General features: G+C 57.2%; 8 protein-coding genes and 6 pseudogenes. All 14 read left to right on the forward strand.

Translation table 11 applies throughout. The features are described from left to right. Window positions 1-1,105 precede the first annotated feature (1,105 nt). Window positions 1,106-1,636 (forward strand): annotated as a pseudogene (locus HA41_RS11695) (ABC transporter substrate-binding protein); the annotation flags it as partial. A 2-nt stretch (window positions 1,637-1,638) separates the two neighbouring features. Beyond that, window positions 1,639-1,719 (forward strand): annotated as a pseudogene (locus HA41_RS21385) (hypothetical protein); the annotation flags it as partial. Between the two features lie 9 nt (window positions 1,720-1,728). Continuing rightward, window positions 1,729-2,631, forward strand: coding sequence for a dipeptide ABC transporter permease DppC (gene dppC / locus HA41_RS11700; protein ID WP_094120946.1), 903 nt, complete (start codon window positions 1,729-1,731; stop codon window positions 2,629-2,631). Between the two features lie 12 nt (window positions 2,632-2,643). Further along, the gene (gene dppD / locus HA41_RS11705; RefSeq protein ID WP_094120947.1) at window positions 2,644-3,630 is read left to right on the forward strand and encodes a dipeptide ABC transporter ATP-binding protein; all 987 of its coding nucleotides are present in this window, start codon (window positions 2,644-2,646) and stop codon (window positions 3,628-3,630) included. Beyond that, a pseudogene (gene dppF, locus HA41_RS11710) lies at window positions 3,620-4,641 on the forward strand (dipeptide ABC transporter ATP-binding subunit DppF). Before dppD ends, dppF begins: the two are co-directional and overlap by 11 nt. A 516-nt stretch (window positions 4,642-5,157) precedes the next feature. After that, window positions 5,158-5,742 (forward strand): cellulose biosynthesis protein BcsO, encoded by a 585-nt coding sequence (gene bcsO / locus HA41_RS11715; RefSeq protein ID WP_094120948.1) that lies wholly within the window; start codon window positions 5,158-5,160, stop codon window positions 5,740-5,742. After that, window positions 5,733-6,536, forward strand: a complete 804-nt coding sequence (gene bcsQ, locus HA41_RS11720; protein ID WP_094120949.1) for a cellulose biosynthesis protein BcsQ — start codon at window positions 5,733-5,735, stop codon at window positions 6,534-6,536. Before bcsO ends, bcsQ begins: the two co-directional genes overlap by 10 nt. Before the next feature lie 54 nt (window positions 6,537-6,590). Further along, on the forward strand, window positions 6,591-8,702 hold the full coding sequence (gene bcsA / locus HA41_RS11725; protein ID WP_094120950.1) for a UDP-forming cellulose synthase catalytic subunit: 2,112 nt from the start codon (window positions 6,591-6,593) through the stop codon (window positions 8,700-8,702). Beyond that, window positions 8,699-11,280, forward strand: a pseudogene (bcsB, locus tag HA41_RS11730) (cellulose biosynthesis cyclic di-GMP-binding regulatory protein BcsB). Before bcsA ends, bcsB begins: the two are co-directional and overlap by 4 nt. An 11-nt stretch (window positions 11,281-11,291) precedes the next feature. Beyond that, window positions 11,292-15,094, forward strand: a pseudogene (locus tag HA41_RS11735) (cellulose biosynthesis protein BcsC). Next, window positions 15,094-15,537, forward strand: a complete 444-nt coding sequence (gene bcsD / locus HA41_RS11740) for a cellulose biosynthesis protein BcsD (protein WP_094120951.1) — start codon at window positions 15,094-15,096, stop codon at window positions 15,535-15,537. Before HA41_RS11735 ends, bcsD begins: the two are co-directional and overlap by 1 nt. A gap of 9 nt (window positions 15,538-15,546) precedes the next feature. Continuing rightward, entirely contained in the window at window positions 15,547-16,554 is a 1,008-nt protein-coding gene (locus tag HA41_RS11745; RefSeq protein WP_094120952.1) for a family 8 glycosyl hydrolase, read from the forward strand. A 174-nt stretch (window positions 16,555-16,728) separates the two neighbouring features. Further along, window positions 16,729-18,735 (forward strand): biofilm formation regulator HmsP, encoded by a 2,007-nt coding sequence (gene hmsP / locus HA41_RS11750; RefSeq protein ID WP_094120953.1) that lies wholly within the window; start codon window positions 16,729-16,731, stop codon window positions 18,733-18,735. 225 nt (window positions 18,736-18,960) lie between these two features. Next, a pseudogene (locus HA41_RS11755) lies at window positions 18,961-20,249 on the forward strand (dicarboxylate/amino acid:cation symporter). Window positions 20,250-20,342 lie beyond the last annotated feature (93 nt).

Consider the following 20,342-nt stretch of genomic DNA (forward strand, 5'->3'; position numbering starts at 1 on the left):
GGTACGGATTTACCGTTGAGCGGGCTTCAGGGAGCATACGCCTTTCGCAAAGACGCAAAAACGCCATCCCTGGCAGGCTCAGCGCGGGCCATCCCTGGCCCGCGATGCTTTGCTACAGGCGTATGCTCCCTTCGCTTCACGTCTGGCAGACGCATCAGGTACTTACAGAAGCATCTCAGACAACTGACAGATTTAAACCCGAGTGAATCTGGCCGCAGTGCATAAACTCAAGGCGCAGGGAACACGGCCAGTGGAGGAAAGCGTCCCACGGCAGGGACAAAAACGCCGGGAGCGTTTTTTGAACAACGCAAAGCGTTGGCCCGGCAACGGGCGCACCTCAGGGATAAGGTGCGTAATCGCGTGGGCCGAGCGTCCAGGGATGGTTTAAGCGCCTTTCCGATCTGACCGTGTTCCTGAAGCAGTCTCGATCTGACCGCCATTTATGCCACACACTCTTCCCTGAACCTTCCCCGCTTTCAGCTTCTGGCTGCTATTTTCCAGAAAGTTCCAGTAAATCTCATCCGCCACGCATTCCGCTGACCCGCCGTTGTTATCGCCGCTTACCTCTGGCAGGCCTTGCCATGCAAGAGATGTAATCATAATTCGTGACACGTTCTTCTTATGACCGAAATCGGCAAGTTGCTGATTTCTTATGCTTCCGGACCAGCATATTCCGCTGGGTGAACGTCATAACGCACGGTGAATCGTTCAGTTATTCAACATTTGCCGGTAAAAGTTATAAGTTTTTTAGCGGTGAGAATCACTAGCGATAAACCGCGCATCCAGCAGAATGTCCGGAAAATAAGCGACCGGCGCTGTGCATTGTATGGCTTTTATCCGGAAAGGGTTTTTTTTACCGTTGCTTGCTATCCCTCACACTCTGTGTAAATAACTAACCGTTGTATTGACGTTCATTGCAACTGTTGACAAATTGATGCGTCAATAAAGCCGCAGTTACGGAATTTTCTGAGTGATTCCCTGACATCAGAAAAAACAAAAAAAACGTAGCGCACTTTAGCCACCCGTTCGGTGGTACGCCTGAACCGCATATAAAAATCAGAGGTCGGGCAATGCACACAACATCACATCACAATGGAGCAAAAGCATGATCAACTCCCTGGCTAAATCCGGGATGCTGAAGGTCGGTCTGAGCCTGATTGCTATGACTGTCGCCGCCGGTGTTCAGGCAAAAACCCTGGTTTACTGTTCAGAAGGTTCTCCGGAAGGCTTTAACCCGCAGCTGTTCACCTCGGGTACCACTTACGACGCCAGCTCACGCCAGATTTATAACCGTCTGGTTGAGTTCACCATCGGCACCACTGAACTGCACGCAGCACTGGCCGAGAAGTGGGATGTCAGCGACGACGGCAAAACCTACACCTTCCACCTGCGCAAAGGCGTGAAGTGGCAGACCACCAAAGATTTCAAACCGACGCGCGAATTTAACGCGGATGATGTGGTGTTCACCTTTGAACGCCAGCTGGATAAAAACAACGCCTACCATGGCGTCTCCGGCGGCAGCTACGAATATTTCGAAGGCATGGATATGCCGAAGCTGATCAGCAAAATTGAAAAAGTGGACGATCATACCGTGCGCTTTGTGCTGACCCGTCCTGAAGCGCCGTTCCTGGCGGATCGGCAGTACTGATTATCCTGGTCAACCTGCTGGTTGATCTGCTGTATGGCGTGGTTAACCCGCGCATACGTCATAAGAAATAAGGGGGCATCATGTCTGTTGTTGATCCCGCTAGCGTAACTGCTGCACCCAAGCCGATGACCCCGTTTCAGGAATTCTGGCACTATTTTAAACGTAACAAAGGCGCCGTGGTGGGCCTGGCGTACATCATCATTATGTTACTGGTGGCGGTGTTCGCCGATCTGCTGGCACCTCATGCGCCGGCTGAGCAGTTCCGTGATGCGCTGCTGCATCCGCCGGTCTGGCAGGAAGGCGGAAGCTGGAGCTATATCCTCGGCACCGACGATGTGGGCCGCGATGTGTTGTCGCGGCTGATGTACGGCGCGCGCCTGTCGCTGCTGGTCGGCTGCCTGGTGGTGGTGCTGTCGCTGATTTTCGGCGTGATCTTCGGTCTGCTGGCCGGTTATCTCGGCGGCGTGGTGGATGCCACCATTATGCGTCTGGTCGACATTATGCTGGCGCTGCCCAGCCTGCTGCTGGCACTGGTACTGGTGGCCATCTTTGGCCCATCGATCGTTAACGCCTCTATCGCCCTGACGTTTGTGGCGCTGCCGCACTACATTCGTCTGACCCGCGCGGCGGTACTGGTGGAGGTAAACCGCGACTATGTGACCGCCTCCAGCGTCGCCGGGGCCGGTATGCTGCGTCAGATGTTCGTGAATATTCTGCCTAACTGTCTGGCACCGCTGATCGTGCAGGCCTCGTTAGGTTTCTCCAACGCCATACTGGACATGGCGGCGTTGGGCTTTCTCGGTATGGGTGCGCAACCGCCAACGCCGGAGTGGGGCACCATGCTCTCCGACGTATTGCAGTATGCGCAAAGTGCCTGGTGGGTGGTGACGTTCCCTGGATTAGTCATTCTGCTTACCGTGCTGGCATTTAACCTGATGGGCGATGGTTTGCGTGATGCACTCGACCCGAAACTCAAGCAGTAAAGAGGCACCGAGATGGCGTTATTAAATGTAGACAAATTGTCGGTGCATTTCGGCGACGAAAAAACACCGTTCCGGGCGGTCGACCGCATCAGTTATCAGGTTGAGCAGGGCCAGGTGGTCGGCATTGTGGGTGAGTCTGGCTCCGGTAAATCGGTCAGCTCACTGGCGATCATGGGACTGATTGATTTCCCCGGCAAAGTGATGGCGGAAAAGCTGGAGTTTAACCAGCGCGACCTGCAAAACATCTCCGAAAAAGAGCGCCGCCAGCTGGTGGGCGCGGAAGTGGCGATGATTTTCCAGGACCCGATGACCAGCCTCAACCCCTGTTACACCGTCGGCTTCCAGATCATGGAAGCGATCAAAGTGCATCAGGGTGGCAACAAACGCACCCGGCGTCAGCGGGCGATCGACCTGCTAAACCAGGTGGGGATTCCCGATCCGGCGTCGCGACTCGATGTTTATCCGCACCAGCTGTCAGGTGGGATGAGCCAGCGTGTGATGATCGCCATGGCGATTGCCTGCCGTCCCAAACTGCTGATTGCCGATGAGCCAACCACCGCGCTCGACGTGACTATTCAGGCGCAGATCATCGAACTGCTGCTGGAGTTACAGCAGCAGGAGAACATGGCGCTGATCCTGATTACCCACGATCTGGCGCTGGTGGCCGAAGCGGCGCACCACATCATTGTGATGTATGCCGGCCAGGTGGTGGAGAGCGGCAAAGCGACCGATATCTTTAAGGCGCCGCGTCATCCTTACACCCAGGCGCTGCTACGAGCGCTGCCGGAGTTCGCGGCCGATAAAGCCCGTCTGGCCTCGCTGCCAGGCGTGGTGCCGGGCAAATACGATCGCCCGATTGGCTGCCTGCTCAACCCACGCTGTCCTTATGCGACTGACCATTGTCGCAAGGAAGAACCGGAACTGCGCACCATTCCAGGCCGCCAGTCCAAGTGTCACTATCCGCTGGACGATGCCGGGAGACCCACTTATGAGTCATGAAACAACTAAGCATGAGTATTTGTTACAGGCGATCGATCTGAAAAAGCACTACCCGGTGAAGAAAGGGTTGTTTGGTCAGGAACGTCTGGTGAAAGCGCTGGATGGCGTCTCATTTAATCTGGAGCGCGGCAAAACGCTGGCGGTCGTCGGCGAGTCGGGCTGTGGGAAATCCACCCTGGGCCGCCTGCTGACGATGATTGAAACCCCGACTGAAGGGCAGCTTTACTGGCATGGGCAGGATCTGCTGAAGCACGATCCGCAGGCGCAGAAACTGCGTCGTCAGAAAATCCAGATCGTCTTCCAGAACCCGTACGGCTCACTCAATCCACGCAAGAAAGTGAGTCAGATTCTGGAAGAGCCGCTGATCATTAACACCCAGCTGAGCAAAGCCGAGCGCCGCGAGAAGACGCTGGAGATGATGGCGAAAGTGGGCCTGAAGACCGAGCATTACGACCGCTATCCGCACATGTTCTCCGGCGGTCAGCGCCAGCGTATTGCGATTGCCCGCGGCTGATGCTCGATCCGGACGTGCTGATTGCCGATGAGCCGGTTTCGGCACTCGACGTATCGGTGCGCGCCCAGGTGCTGAACCTGATGATGGATCTGCAGCAGGATATGGGACTTTCCTACGTCTTTATCTCGCACGATCTGTCGGTGGTGGAGCACATCGCGGATGAAGTGATGGTGATGTACCTCGGCCGTTGTGTCGAGAAGGGCAGTAAAGAGGCCATTTTTGCTAACCCGCGCCATCCGTACACCCAGGCGTTGCTGTCGGCCACGCCGCGTCTGAATCCGGACGATCGCCGTGAGCGGATCAAGCTGACTGGCGAACTGCCGAGCCCGCTCAGTCCGCCACCAGGTTGCGCCTTCAACGCACGCTGCCGCCGCCGTTTTGGCACCTGCGTTCAGTTGCAACCGAAGCTGAAAACCTATGGTGGACAGCAGATCGCCTGCTTTGCCGTTGACCAGGATGAAAATCAGCCGGTCGGAGCGGCAGAAAAAGTCGGTTAACTCACAAAAAGGCTCCCACTGGAGCCTTTTTTTAACGCAACTTGCCCGCCCGCGCCTGCCGTTACTGCCTGCTCTCCCTCGCGGCTGTTCTCCGCCTCTGGTTTTTCGTTACCGGCATTAATCAATGATTTTTCTGAGGATAATTCCGGCAGAAACCAATAAGCCTCTTCAACGCCTGGCTGACTTTTTTCATGCTGAAATCAGCGTTGTTTCAGGTGAAAGGTTTAGTCAGCAAAGGGGATTAATCTCATCTTAGCCCTGCTGGTTGTGCCAGGCGTAAAATGAGTTAACCTGAACGACTGGATACTGAAGTCTGGCGAAAAAATTTAATGTAAGCCTGACTTATTAATTTCTGACCAAAACCACCCGCCATCGGCTGTTTACCGCTCCGATCGAATCTTACTGATTAAACTATTTTATTGAATTTGCTGTTTTTGTAATCAGATTTTTCTCACTGAGTTTAAGTGGATGTGCTATATTCCAGGAAAATTCCCCCCTTGTTGCAGGCCACGGCCAATGAAGAATTACGACGATTTGCAGCGTTTTAAAGAGAAGACGCAAACGCTCGACATCGCCTTTAAAGATATGTCTGGCCAGACGCAGGAAGCGGCGGAACACAGTAAGTGGTCATTGATTCGTCAACTGGCGAACGAGGACCATCAGCATACCCTCGGCGGCGGTCAGCGCATCGATCTGCCCCAGCCACAGCCGGTTCGTGGCGATGAGTTCAGCGCACCGGCACCTGCGCCGCATCACCCGCCCCTCAGTGCACAGCCGGCGACAGCAGCACGCGGTTCGATTCTGGACAGTCTGGCAGGCGCGGCAGCGCCGGTAAAAGCGACGGACGTAACCGGCGCGTCATCGCTGTTCCCGCCGCCCTCGCTAAAACCGGCAGAGCCGGTCGTAACACTGCGCCCCGCGGCGGTTCAGCCCGTTGCGGTGGCAAACCTACCCGCTGACACCCGCTCGCCTGCATCGGCGAACCGCACCGGACCGGGACGTTTTGGTGCGCTGTTCCGCTCACCCGACAGCGAACCGCTTCATTTGCCCAAAGAGACCTTATTGAAACCGTTACTGGAGAAGATTGCGCTATGCCGTTAGTTTGTGTGTGCTCGCCGAAAGGGGGAGTAGGAAAAACCACGTTGGCGGCGAACCTGGCCTGGAGTCTGGCGCGTTCCGGTAGCAAAGTTCTGGCAATAGATTTTGATGTGCAGAATGCACTGCGTCTTCATTTTGGCGTGCCGCTCCATGACGGTCGCGGATTTGTGGCGCGTTCGGAAGAGCAGGCGGACTGGAGCCAGTCGATACTGACCACCGGCGGCAATATTTTTGTGCTGCCCTATGGCGATGTCACGGAGCCCCAGCGTGAGCGCTTTGAAGAAAAACTGATGAAAGATCCGCACTTTATCCAGCGCGGACTCGACACGGTACTCAACTATCCGGGCCTGGTGATTGTGGCCGATTTCCCGCCGGGCCCGGGTCCGGCCCTTAAAGCAATGACGGCGCTGGCCGATATGCATTTAGTGGTGATGTTAGCGGATACCGCATCGGTCTCTTTATTACCGCAGATTGAGGAGAACCGGATGACCGGTAAGCCTCTCAATAATAAGCAGGGTCACTATTTTGTCCTGAACCAGTGCGATAACCGCCGTAATATTAACCGTGACGTGACGGCATTTATGCAACAGCGGCTGGGCGATAATTTGCTTGGCGTGGTGCATCGCGATGAAAGCGTGGGTGAAGCCAATGCGTCCCAGCAGTCCGTTTATGATTTTAGTCCCGCCTCTGCGGCAGCGTTTGATATTGAGCTGATCGCCAGACGTGTCAGCAGCATTCTGAATATTACCGTCGGCAATGGCGAAGTTCAGGCGACTATTCGTACCAATCCTTATTAATTACCTGAATAAGATCGGGTAATTGAACTTACACAGCTCTTCTCAGGGTGAATCATGAGTAAAATCGGCTTTTACCTGCTGCTGCTGGTGCTTGCGCCCGTTGCCGCGGTGATCATCATTACGCCAATGGATAGCCAGAAGCAGTATATTTTTGGCCTGATCAGCATCGGTCTGATGTTTTTATTGGGCTTCAGTAAAAGCCGTAAAATAACCGTGATGATGGTGGTCCTTTCTGCGTTGATGTCCACGCGCTATATCTGGTGGCGCACCACGGAAACGCTGCACTTTAATTCAGAAGTCGAAGCGATTTTAGGGATTGGCTTATATCTGGCTGAACTTTATGTCTGGCTGATCTTAATTTTAGGCTTCCTGCAAACCACCTGGCCATTAAAGCGCACCATCGAACCGTTACCGGACGATACCAGTCTGTGGCCAACGGTCGATATTTATGTGCCTTCTTATAATGAGAGCCTCGACGTGGCGCGCGACACCGTGCTGGCCGCGCAGTGTATCGATTACCCGCGTGACAAACTGAAAGTCTATCTGCTGGATGACGGCAAGCGCAGCGAGTTTGCGCGCTTCGCCGCCGATGTGGGCGTTGGCTACATCACCCGTGACGACAACAATCATGCCAAAGCCGGTAACCTGAATCATGCAATGAAAATCACCAGGGGTGAGCTGATTTGTATTTTTGACTGCGACCATGTGGCGACCCGAACCTTCCTGCAGGCGACGGTAGGCCCGTTCCTGAAAGATCCGAAACTGGCGTTGCTGCAAACCCCGCACTACTTCTACTCGCCCGATCCGTTTGAGCGTAACCTGCGTGCCGCGCGCAGCATCCCGAATGAAGGTTCTCTGTTTTACGGCCCGGTTCAGCAGGGCAACGACAACTGGAATGCCACCTTCTTCTGCGGCTCCTGTGCGGTGATTCGCCGTTCGGCGCTGGAACAGATTGGCGGTTTTGCGGTGGAGACGGTGACCGAAGATGCACATACCGCGCTGAAAATGCAGCGGCTGGGCTGGGGATCGGCGTTTCTGTCGATTCCGCTGGCGGCCGGTCTGGCCACCGAGCGTCTCGGTCTGCACATTATTCAGCGTACCCGCTGGGCGCGCGGTATGACGCAGATTTTTCGCGTCGATAATCCACTGTTTGGCCGTGGACTGAAGTGGCAGCAGCGCTTGTGCTATCTCAACGCCATGCTGCATTTTCAGTTTGGTCTGCCGCGTGTCGCCTTCCTGACCGCACCGCTGGCCTATCTGCTGTTTAATCTCAATATCATTCACTCCTCCGCGTCGCTGATTTTTGCTTACGTGCTGCCGCATCTGGTGATGTCGCTCTACGTCAACTCGCGGATGAATGGCCGTTTCCGCTATACCTTCTGGGGTGAGATTTACGAGACGGTGATGTGTTTCCACCTGGTGATCCCGACCATTCTGACGCTGTTGTCGCCGAAGCACGGCAAATTTAACGTGACCGATAAAGGCGGCGTGCTGGACCAGGGTTTCTTTGACTTCCACATCGTGCGTCCACACGTCATTGTGGCGCTGTTGCTGGGCATCGGCATTGTGGCGGGCGTGGTGCGGGCGGTAATGCATGACTATTTTGGCGTCGACCCTTATGTCATTGCCCTGAACGTCGGATGGGCCATTTTCAGCCTGATTATTCTGATGGCGGCGATTGCCGTGGCGCGCGAAACCAAACAGGTGCGTAAAACCATCCGTATTGAGGTGCAGATCCCGGCAATCATCCATTACGCCAGCGGGATTTCGTCACGCACCCTGACCAGCGATCTCTCGATGGGCGGCGCGCAGCTGGATGCGCCCGACGACCGGCATGAATCTGATGAAATTGAAGAGATCGATCTGCTGCTTAAATCGGGCGCGATCACCATCCCGGTCAGTAAGATTTCTGGCGATGCGGAGACCATTCGTCTGCGCTTTGAGGCGATGCCCCTGGCACGTCGCCGTGAGCTGGTGCGGGTGGTACTGGCTCGCGCCGATGCCTGGATTCAGCCGGAGTATAAGCAGGATAACCCGCTGATCTCACTGGGAACCATTATCCGCACCGTCTTTGAGCTGTTCTGGCTGAGCTGGAAAGGTCGCCACGATAAACGTAAAAATGTCGACCCGGTTGCCGCGGCGGCGAAAGAGGATGGCGCAGTATGAAAACCCTGACCCAAACGCTGCTGGCCAGTTCACTGACCGCAGCGCTGTGGCTGACACCAGCCTGGGCCGAAACGCCATCCGCTGATAACACCCTTAACCCCGCACCGGTGAACAGTGCGGCACCCGTGGTGCCGTCGTCCGGCGACGCCACGTCCCCTATCCAGCCGTTGACCGCGCAGCCTGAGCCGTCGCCGGCACAGACCGCGACCCCGACTGACGCCGCGTCGGCGACGACAACGGTAACCCAGGACAGCAGTGCGCTCTCTGCCGTGCCGCTGCCGCAAGGCTGAATAACGGCGATCCGGCGCTGGGAAGCGGCCGCCAGCGCGCTGCCTTATGCGCCAGGCCTGGCGGTTACGCCAGGGGCAGAACCGCAGCCGATGGCAGAGCCGCAACCGATGATGACGGCGGCGATTAACCAGCCAATCAGCAGTACCATTTCGGTGGCGCAGATGGGCCAGGCGCGCGGCATCACCCTGACCGGCGGTCAGCTCCAGTCCGGCATCGTTTTCACCCTGCCCGCTGATGAGGTGATCACCAATGCGCGTCTCAACCTGACGTTGCGTGTCTCACAGGCGCTGGCGGCACGTAATACATCGCTGCAGCTGATGCTGAACGGCCAGCCGCTCGGCACACTGCCGCTCGGTGCCAGTGACAGCGATGTCAGCGATTATCAGCTGGATATTCCGGCGGCGATGGTGGTCTCCAGCAACAACCTCAGCTTCAAAATTAACGATGCTGACAAGTTGCTGTGCGAGCGGGAAAGTGCGCAGCAGTATCAGGTCACTATCCTGCCGAAAACCACGCTGAGCCTTGAGGGCCAGCAGCTGAATATTGGCACCAGCCTGCGCAATTTTCCGCGTCCGTTTGTCGATCCACAACGTATGACCGCCGCGACCGTGACCTTTGGATTCGCCAGCACTGTCTCGCCGGATGCGGTGAGCGCGGCGACGCTGGTGCCTCCTGGCTCGGCATACAGAGTGACTACCGCGGCATTCGTTTTCCGGTCATACGCGGTGAGCTGCCGGACACCAACGGCATTCTGTTTGGTCATCCGGGCGATCGTATCGGTACGCTGACCTTTCCGGCCAGCCAGGGGCCGATGTTACAGGTGGTCGATAACCCGAATAACCCGGTCTATAAACTGCTGCTGGTGAGCGGGAACGACGAAGCTGAATTGCGTCAGGCGGCGAACCGACTGACCACGCAGCCGCTGACCACTGACGAGAGCCAGCTGCAGGTAAAACCGCAAACCCTCGGCAACCGTAAACCTTACGATGCGCCGCGCTGGATCAATACCGATCGCCCGGTGCGTCTCAGTGAACTGCTGCGTAAAGATCAGAGCCTGACCAGCAGCGGCATCTGGCACGATGCGCTGCGCGTCAACTTCCGCGCCGCGCCCGATCTCTTTTTGTGGGATGGCGATAGCGTGCCGGTCAACCTGCACTATCGCTTCCCGTCTGAAAGCTGGATCGATGAAGAAAATTCGTTCCTGAACGTCATGCTGAACGGTACCTTCCTGCGCAACCTGACCGTTAATAAGGTCGGGCTGCTGGAAAATGTCTGGCACCGTTTAGGCGGCGATGCGCGTCAGGAGCAGTATCAGCTCAATCTTGAACCCTACCTGATTTATGGCGATAACCAGCTGGCGCTCTACTTCAACATCAAACCGCGGGCGGATGCACCCTGTGGCGTGTTGCTGAACAACAACATCAAGAGCCGGATTGAAGAGGATTCGTGGATCGATCTGAGCCACACCCGCCATTTCAGTATGCTGCCGAACCTCTCTTATTTTGTCGGCGCGTCATTCCCGTTCACGCGGCTGGCGGATTTCGGCCAGACCACGCTGTTGCTACCGGAAAAGCCCAGCGATGCCGAACTGTCGACGCTGCTGGATCTGGCGGCGCGCGCCGGTAACGCCACCGGCGTGGCGCTGACGCAGAATCAGGTGCTGTTTGGTCTGCCTCAGGGCGGCACCCATCTGGCCCGGCTTCAGCAGAACGATCTGCTGGCGGTGAGCACCACCGACAACAGTGATTTTAATCGGGCGTTGCTGGCCTCTTCACCTTATGACGCCAGCAGCAGCACCTTTGGTGTGAAAGAGCCGGATATGCTGGAGAAACTGCGCGGCTGGCTGAGCGGTGACTGGAGTCGTCAGCAGCTGGATGCCGATCGCTACTTCTCCTCTAACGAAGCGTGGCGCGGCTTCCTCAGCTACCGCTCACCGTGGAACCGCGATCGGCTGGTGGTGGTGACGGTGGCGACCAGTGACGATCAGCTGCTGCGGCTACACAGCGATCTCAGCTCGGCGCGTATCAATGCCGCGATTCGTGGCGATACCGCGATCATTACCGATGAGAATGGCATTCGCAGCTTCCGCGTGGGTGCGCAGTTTCCGGTCGGGGAGATGCCCTGGTACATGATGGTGGTGTGGTATGCCAACCAGCATTCCGTGTTCCTGGCGCTGGCGGCGCTGTTGCTTTCTGCGCTGGTGGGCAGTGCGGTCTGGGTGATGCTCAGGCGTCATGCGTGGCGGCGACTGAACCCGAAGCCCGATCGTGATTCCGGCAAGAAGTAAGGATAACCATAATGAAAAAAAATCTGTTAAGTGCCGGAATCCGTCATGCATGGCTGCTGAGCAGTGCATTGACGTTGTCATCGCCGCTGCTGGCGGCGGAAAGCACCAACCCGGCGTTGCAGGCGTTGTTCGACCAGGCGGCGTACTGGCATCAGAAAGCGCATGACGATCTGGCGATATCGTCGCTGCAGAAGGTATTGATGGTGGAACCTCACAACACGCAGGCGCTCTATCTGCTGGCGCTTTATGCCCAGCAGGGCGGCGATAATGCCGCTGCCGCACAGTATCGCGAGCGTCTGAGCAAAGTCTCTCCTGACGATCCACATCTGAGCGAGCTGGATAACGCCCGCCAGCTACAGACGATTCCGCAGGCGCAGCTGTCGCTGGCGCGTCAGCAGGCACGTAGCGGCAATATTCCGGCGGCGTTACAGACCTGGCGCAATACCTTTAGCGGTAATGAGCCGCCCGCCAGCGTTGCCGCCGAATATTATCTCACTATGGCGGGCGACCGCACGCTGCTGCCGCAGGCGGTAGAGGCGCTGCGGCAGTTCGCCGCACAGCATCCTCAGGACACCGGCGCGCAGCTGGCACTGGGGAAAGCGCTGACCTATCAGGAATCGACCCGTCGCGAAGGGATTGAGGTGCTTTCCGGGCTGGCAAGCGGCAATCAGGATGCCGACCGCTCGCTGCGGCAGGCACTGCTGTGGCTCGGTCCGCAGCCTTCAGATGCCGCGCTGTATCAGACCTGGCAACAGCGCCATCCGCAGGATGCTGCAGTAATCGACTACTTCCGTAAAAACGTCGGTGGCGCTGAGAAAGGGGCCGGTTTCAGCGCGCTCAACAGCGGTGACGTCGGCGGCGCACAGACCAGCTTCGAAAAAGTATTGAGCGCCAATCCGCAGGACGCCGATGCGCTGGCGGGGATGGGCTATGTCGCTCAGCGTGCCGGACGGTATCAGGAGGCGGCCGATTATCTGTAGCGTGCGGCACAGCTGGGTGGCGACCAGGGCTCAGCCCGCCAGCAGCAGGCCGCAGATGCCCGTTTTATGCGCAGCTGGCCAGTGCGCAGCAGGCACTGAAAAGCGGTGACAGCGCCGAGGCGCTGGCATTAAGCGAACCGTTAATCCAGGCCGAAGGCGAAAAAGGCATTGCCGCCCGCCTGTTCCGCGCGGACGTGCAGCGCCGCAGTAATCACCCCGACCAGGCGGAGCAGACCTACCGTGCTGTTTTGCAGCTTGATGCTAATAACCGCAGCGCGAAAGAAGGTCTGTTCTACGTGCTGCGACAGCAGAATCGCGGTGCCGAAGCCAATACCCTGCTGGGTTCATTGCCCGCGAGCGTTCGTCAGAGCGTGACGCCGCAGGCAAACGGTGCGGATACTTTGCGTCAGCAGGCGAAGCGTCAGCTGGCCGCCGGCAACAACGCAGCGGCCATCTCGACGCTGCAGCAGGGTATCCAGCGTTATCCCACCGACGGCTGGCTGCGCCTTGATCTGGCGCGCCTCTACCGGCAACAGGGCGAGACATTACAGGCTGCCAATGTGATGCAGCCGGTGATGCGCAGCGGCGCCAGCACCAGTGAGCTTTATGCCGGTGCGCTTAATGCCAGCGAAAGCGGCGGCTGGCAGCAGGCCAGCGTGCTGCTGTCGCGCATTCCGCCCAATGCCCGGACGCGTGAGATGCGCGATCTGGCGCAGCGGGTCAACTTTAACCTGCAGATGAGCACCGCTGACCAGTATCTCTCTCAGGGGGCCAATGCTGCTGCTGCCAACACCCTGAAAGCGCTGGCAGTGACGCCGCCAGCGAATCCGGTTGATGCGGGTAACCTGGCGCAGAAGCTGGCGCAGGCGGGCGATCTCACCACTGCCGTTTCGGTGGTACGCACCAATATGCAGCGCGGCGTGCAGGGTAACGCCGGGGATTATGCGGCGCAGATAGCGGTGCTGAATCAGGCGGGTCAGAGTGCAGAAGCGCAGCGCTTCCTCAGCAGCCCGGAGCTGCAGGCGCGCAGCACGCCAACGCAGCTGGCGGCGATACGTAACGGCTATCTGATCAACGAAGTTGATCGCCTGCGGCAACAGCGGCAGTACGCGGCGGCCTACGACAAGCTGATTGGCGCGTTACAACAGGATCCGCAGAACCGCGATCTGATGTTCGCCATGGCGCGTCTCTATCAGGACGGCAAAATGAACCGCGACGCGGGCGTGGTGTATGACTACCTGATGACGCAGGATACGCCGTCCCAGGATGCGCGCGTCGGTGCCATCAACGTCGCGCTGGCGCAGAACAATGTGCAGCGCGCCAACACGCTGAGTCGCGGCCTGAACAGCGCCACCCAGACGCCGGATCGCCTGTTGCTGTTAGCACGGGTAGCGGAAGCGAATGGCGAGCATAGCGAGGCGATGCGCTATCTGCGCGCGGCGCGCGGACAGCTGATTGGCCTGCAGGGCGCGCAGCCAGGCAGTCTGCCGACCGTCGGCGGGCTGGCGCTGGCGGATAACCCGTTTATCAACCGCAACACCTCACCGGTCGGGCGTTCGCCTTCCAGCTATGGCACCGTGTTGCCCTGGCAGGCCGCGCCAGCCGGCACGTCGGCCAGCCCTGAACAGGCAGAAGGGGGTGCGACGGTCTCCACCTCGTCGCAGACCCTGCGCCAGATCGACAGCATGATGGATTCGCTGCAGGAGAAAACCGGCAGCTGGAGCCAGGGAATGGTGCAGGTGCGCGGTCGTGATGGCGAATCGGGACTGAGCAAGCTGACCGAAGCCAAAGCGCCGCTGACTTTCTCCACCGTGCCGTTTGGCGAGTCGCGCTTTGATTTTACCATGACACCGGTATCACTGACGGCCGGCAGCGCGGCAGGCGATGCATGGCGTCGTTTCGGCACCAACGCCTTAACCCAGGGCAATGTGGTGGCAGCAGGTGGCGCAACCGTCAATGATGTACCGAATGCTACCACGGATTCACAAACCGCCTCGGGCGTGGAGCTCAACCTGGCGCTGAAGGGCGACAGCTACAAAGTCGATCTCGGCAGTACGCCGCTGGGGCAGGATCTCAGTACCCTGGTGGGTGGGGTGCAGTGGTCGCCGAAGCTCACCGACTTCCTGACGCTGATCCTGACCGGCGAACGCCGCGCCATTACCGACAGTCTGCTGTCGTATGTCGGGGCAGAGGACAAGACCAGCGGCAAGCGGTGGGGACGCGTCACTAAAAATGGGGCCAACGCCTTACTGAGTTACGACAATGGCGATGCCGGTTTCTATGCTGGCGCGGGCGCCTACAGCTACCTCGGCGAGAATGTCGCCAGTAACAATAATCTGCAGGCGACTGCGGGCGCCTATGTGCGTCCGTATCACGCCGATGATCGTGAACTGAAAGTGGGGATGAGCCTGTCGTGGATGGACTTCTCAAAAAACCTGAGCTATTTCAGTTACGGTCAGGGCGGTTACTTCAGCCCGCAAAACTATGCTTCAGTCTCATTCCCGGTCGACTTCTCACGTCAGTACGACGACCTGAAAGTGAATCTGGGCGGTTCGGTGGGTTATCAGTCCTACAGTCAGGATAAGAGCGCTTACTTCCCGGACGACGCCAGCCTGCAATCACAGCTGGAAGCGCTGGCGGCCAAGGGTAGCGTGAAAAGTGCCTACTACTCCGGCGGCAGTAAAAACGGTATCGGTTATAACCTGCACGCGGGCGCCGACTACAAACTCAATAAAGAGGTGACGATTGGCGGTCAGCTGGGCTACGACACCTTTGGCGATTACAACGAAAGCAGTGCGCAGCTTTATGTCCGTTATCTGTTTGGAGATAAGTAATGAATGAGCATTCTGGCGTGTCGCATCCGCATCCACCCGGCTGGTTTGATCTGGTCAGTGTGATGATTAAAGGCATGGTCGCTAACGGCGGCCAGCAGCAGGCGGAAGCGTTTCTTTATAACATGGGCGAATCACTGGCGGCCCGCTATCCGCTGTCTGAGGCACGCACGGTGCAGGATCTGGAGCGGGAAATAAATCTGCAACTGGCGCGTTTTAACTGGGGTTTTGTGCAGATCCAGCCGGAAGAGAAAGCACTACTGATCAGCCATCACGCCTTACCGGCGGGTGACAGCATCACGACACCAGCAGACTGGCAGACGGCGTTTGGCGCAGCGGTGGCGGGCCTGTTCTCGGGTTGGTTGCAGGCTCAGGGCGGCAGCAGTACGGTGCCGGTCACGCCTGAACTGCATGATGGCAGCACGCTGCATTATCGATATCAATAGGATGCATGAATGAACGTTAAGCCACTCTGGCTGGGATGGATCTGCTGTATCGGGCTGTTGATCGGCAGTACACAGGCTGCTGCCAGCGGCTGGGACAGTTTTAAAAGCCGCTTTGTCTCCTCAGAAGGGCGGGTGATCGATACCGCGAATAACAATGTCAGCCATACCGAAGGGCAGGGCTACGGCATGTTGCTGGCGGTGGCGAATGACGATCGCGTCACCTTTGACCGGCTGTGGCAGTGGACGCGCAGCCAGTTAGGTAATCCGCAAAACGATCTCTTTTACTGGCGCTATACGCCAGGAAGCGCGAATCCGGTGGCGGATAAAAACAACGCCGCCGATGGTGATGTGCTGCTGGCATGGGCGTTACAACGGGCCGCGCAGAAGTGGCAGGTGGAGAGCTATCAGCAGGCGTCTGACCGCATTCAGCGGGCGATCGTTAAGCTGGATGTGGTGACGTTTGGCGGCCATACCGTGCTGTTGCCGGGCGCGCAGGGCTTTAATAAAAGCAGCTATGTGGTACTCAATCCCTCTTACTTCCTGTTCCAGGCGTGGCGCGAGTTTGGCGAGCGCAGCCATCTTCAGGTGTGGAATAAACTGATTGAGGATGGTCTTGATCTGTTGGGTAAGCTGCACTTCGGTAACAGCGGTCTGCCGCTGGACTGGGTGGCGCTGAATGCCGATGGCTCGGTTGCGCCAGCCATCGGTTATTCCAGCCGCTTCAGCTACGACGCGATTCGCGTGCCGCTGAATATCTGGTGGTACGATCCGCACAGTCTGGCGCTGGTGCCGTTTCAACAGGTCTGGCAGGGCTACAGCCGGATGATGACGCCAGCCTGGTTTGATGTGCTGGCCAACACGCCAGCCCCCTATCACCTTGAGGGCGGTTTGCTGGCGGTACGTGACCTGACGCTGAATGAGACCGGCTACCTCAGCGATCGGCTGTCACCGGATCAGAACTATTTCTCGGCCAGCCTGCAACTGCTGACCTGGATGGCGTTTCAGGAAAAGCGTTAACGCGCCTTGCATTGCCTGCCCGATCGGTGCGGAAAAAAACCGCGCTTATCGGGCAGAGAGTCCGAATCTCCCCGCTCCGGCATTATTGCCGACAAAAAAACTGACGTTGAGATATACTTGCTGCGCATTTTCCTGTCTGATATCTGAGCTTTTTTTATAGTCGGGAGAGAATTTTTGCGGGTAAACCGGTCACTTACGATAAAGCAGATGGCGACGGTTTCGCTGGTTGCGGTTATCACCATCAGTATCTTTATCGTCATCCAACTGTTTCATTTTGTGCAGCAGCGCAGGATTGACTACGCCCAGCAGATGGAGAATATCGCGCATACCGTCCGTCAGCCGCTCTCTGAAGCGGTACTGAAAGCCGATATTCCGCAGGCCGAACGTATTCTTCACTCACTGAAGCCCGCCGGGATTTTATCGCGTGCCGATGTGGTGTTGCCTAACGCTTTCCAGGCGCTGCACGCCGACTTCGAAAACGAAAAACCGGTGCCGCGGCTGGTGGCGCGCCTGTTTGAGTTACCGGTGCAGATTACCCTGCCGCTCTACTCGGTCGAAAACACCGGCCTGCCGAAACCACTGGCCTATCTGGTACTGCAGGCCAATTCGACCCGCGTCTACCAGTTTATCCTTAGTACCCTGTCGACCATGATCACCACCTATCTGTTGCTGGCGCTGATTCTGTCGGTGGCGATCAGCTGGTGCATTAACCGGCTGGTGGTGCATCCGCTGCGTAATATCTCGCGTGAACTGCAGGAGCTGCCGCCGCAGTCCATTCTGACCCACAAACTGACGCTGCCGCCGAGCCACCGCGATGATGAGATTGGCATGCTGATCCGCAGTTACAACCGCAATCAGCAGGTGCTGGAATCAGTACACGATGAGATGAGCCGGCTGACCACCCATTTTGACGTTACCGATCTGCCTAACCGGGCGCTGTTTCTGGCGCTGGTCGATCAGTATATGTGCAACCCTGACCAGCCGCTTGGCCTGATGGTGATCCGTATTGAGACCCTGCAGGAAGCCAACGGCGTGCTGAGTGATGAGCAGCGCAACACGCTGATGCTGACCCTGGTCGAGAAGATTCGTAGCACGCTGGATGACCACACGCTGCTGGCCCAGACCGGCACCAGCGATTTTGTGCTGCTGATGAAGCGTGCCAGTAATCCATTCCGCGCGCTGCGGCTGGCGCGCAATCTGATGATACGGCTTAACCAGCCGGTCAATCTGCATCAGCTGCAGTTACGACCTAACGCCAGCATCGGGCTGGCGCTGCGCGACGACCAGCCGCTGACCGCCAATGAGCTGCTGGATCGTGCGACCTCCGCCATGATGTCGGCACGTCATCAGGGCAAAAATCAGATTCTGTTCTTCGATGCAGCATTAACCGAGCGGGCACAGAAACGCCTGACCCAGGAACACGATATTTTGCAGGGGCTGCACGACGACCAGTTCGCCCTCTACCTGCAACCGCAGATTGATATGCGAACCGGTGAGCTGGCTGGTGCGGAAGCGCTGCTGCGTATGCGTCAGCCGGATGGCAGTTTCGGCCTGACGGAAGAGTTTATCGCCAGCGCGGAGGAGATTGGCGTCATTAGCGCAATTGGCCGTTGGGTGTTTGAAGAGGCGTGCCGGATTCTGGCAGGCTGGCAGCGACAGGGCATTATGCTGCCGCTTAGCGTCAATATTTCTGCCGTTCAGCTACGGGATACCGCGATGGTCTCCCATCTTCAGGCACTGTTGACGCGCCATCAGATTGCGCCCGGCACCTTTGTGCTGGAGATGACGGAAACCGCCCATATTGGTGATGCTGAGCAGGCGATCTCGCTGCTGCGCATGTTGCAGCGAACCGGTGTCGCGGTGGCGCTGGATGATTTTGGCATGGGCTATTCCAATCTCAATTCGCTGCATCAGTTAAAAGCCCTGCCGGTCAATAAGCTCAAGATAGACCGCAGCTTTGTGGCGGCGCTGCCCGATGATGACACTATGGTTCGCATCGTGGCGGCGATAGCCGAGATTATTCAGCTGGATGTGATTGCCGAAGGGGTCGAAACCGCTAAACAGCGCGACTGGCTGCTGGCGCGCGGCATCCACATCGGTCAGGGCTATCTCTATGCCGAAGCACTGCCTGTGGCGCGATTCAATCAGGCATGGATTGAAAAACCTTCACTGACGGATTAATTGCCTGATTCATTGATTTTGCGAGAATTTTAGTTACAAAACCCCTTGCTGAAGCGTTTCAGTTCAGAATTACGTTGGTATCATTTCCCACTGGTTTGTCAGCCTGTATTAATCAGGTAAACAGAGTGTTATTTTCGGGTTACTGTCAGGCGCCGCCTGGGTTGCCCGTCAGTCACAATAACGAATCCGACAACATCACCTCACGGCGTTAGTGGACACCTGTTTATGAAAATCTCACTTTTTAAAAGCCTCTATTTCCAGGTGCTGATGGCGATTGGCATCGGCGTTTTGTTAGGCCATTTTTATCCGGAAATCGGCACCCAGATGAAGCCGTTGGGAGATGGCTTTGTTAAATTGATCAAGATGATTATCGCCCCGGTGATTTTCTGTACCGTGGTAACCGGCATTGCCGGTATGGAAAGTATGAAGGCGGTTGGCCGCACCGGTGCGGTGGCGCTGCTCTATTTTGAAATTGTCAGTACCATCGCGCTGATTATCGGTCTGGTGGTGGTCAACGTGGTGCAACCGGGTGCCGGGATGAACGTCGATCCGGCGACGCTGGATGCTAAAGCGGTGGCAATGTATGCCCAGCAGGCGGAACAGCAGGGTGTTGTGGCCTTCCTGCTGGACGTGATCCCTAACAGCGTGATCGGTGCCTTTGCCAGCGGTAACATTCTGCAGGTGCTGCTGTTCGCCATTCTGTTTGGTTTTGCGCTGCATCGTCTCGGCAACACCGGCACGCTGATTTTCAACGTAATTGAAAATTTCTCGAAAGTCATTTTCGGCATCATCAATATGATCATGCGCCTGGCGCCTATCGGGGCCTTTGGTGCCATGGCGTTCACCATCGGTAAGTATGGCGTTGGCTCGCTGGTGCAGCTGGGTCAGCTGATTATCTGCTTCTATATCACCTGTATTCTGTTCGTGGTGATTGTACTGGGGCTGATTGCGCGTCTGTTTGCCGGTTTCAGCATCTTCAAATTTATCGCTTACATCAAAGAAGAGCTGCTGATCGTACTGGGCACCTCCTCTTCTGAGTCTGCGCTGCCGCGTATGCTGGATAAGATGGAGCGGCTGGGCTGCAAAAATCGGTGGTGGGACTGGTGATACCGACCGGTTACTCCTTCAACCTTGACGGGACCTCGATCTACCTGACCATGGCGGCGGTGTTTATCGCCCAGGCCACCAACGCGCATATGGATATCTTCCATCAGATCACGCTGCTGGTCGTGCTGTTGCTCTCCTCAAAAGGGGCCGCCGGGGTGACCGGCAGCGGATTCATCGTGCTGGCAGCCACGCTCTCCGCGGTGGGACATCTGCCGGTGGCCGGTCTTGCGCTGATTCTGGGTATCGACCGCTTTATGTCTGAAGCCCGTGCGCTGACCAATCTGGTGGGTAACGGCGTGGCGACCGTGGTGGTGGCAAAATGGGTCGACCAGCTGGATCAAAAACAGCTGAATGACACGCTTGCTGGCCGGAATAAGGTGAAAAAAGCATCTGAATCTTCAGTTTAATCATTGATTTTCACTTAAATCCCGACAAATGCCCGCTGTCACTTGCCCTGACAGCGGGCATTTGGATAATGAACCCTACTTGTTTTTTTTGAC

It is taken from the genome of Pantoea conspicua, from assembly GCF_002095315.1.
GTDB classification, from domain to species: Bacteria; Pseudomonadota; Gammaproteobacteria; order Enterobacterales; family Enterobacteriaceae; genus Pantoea; species Pantoea conspicua.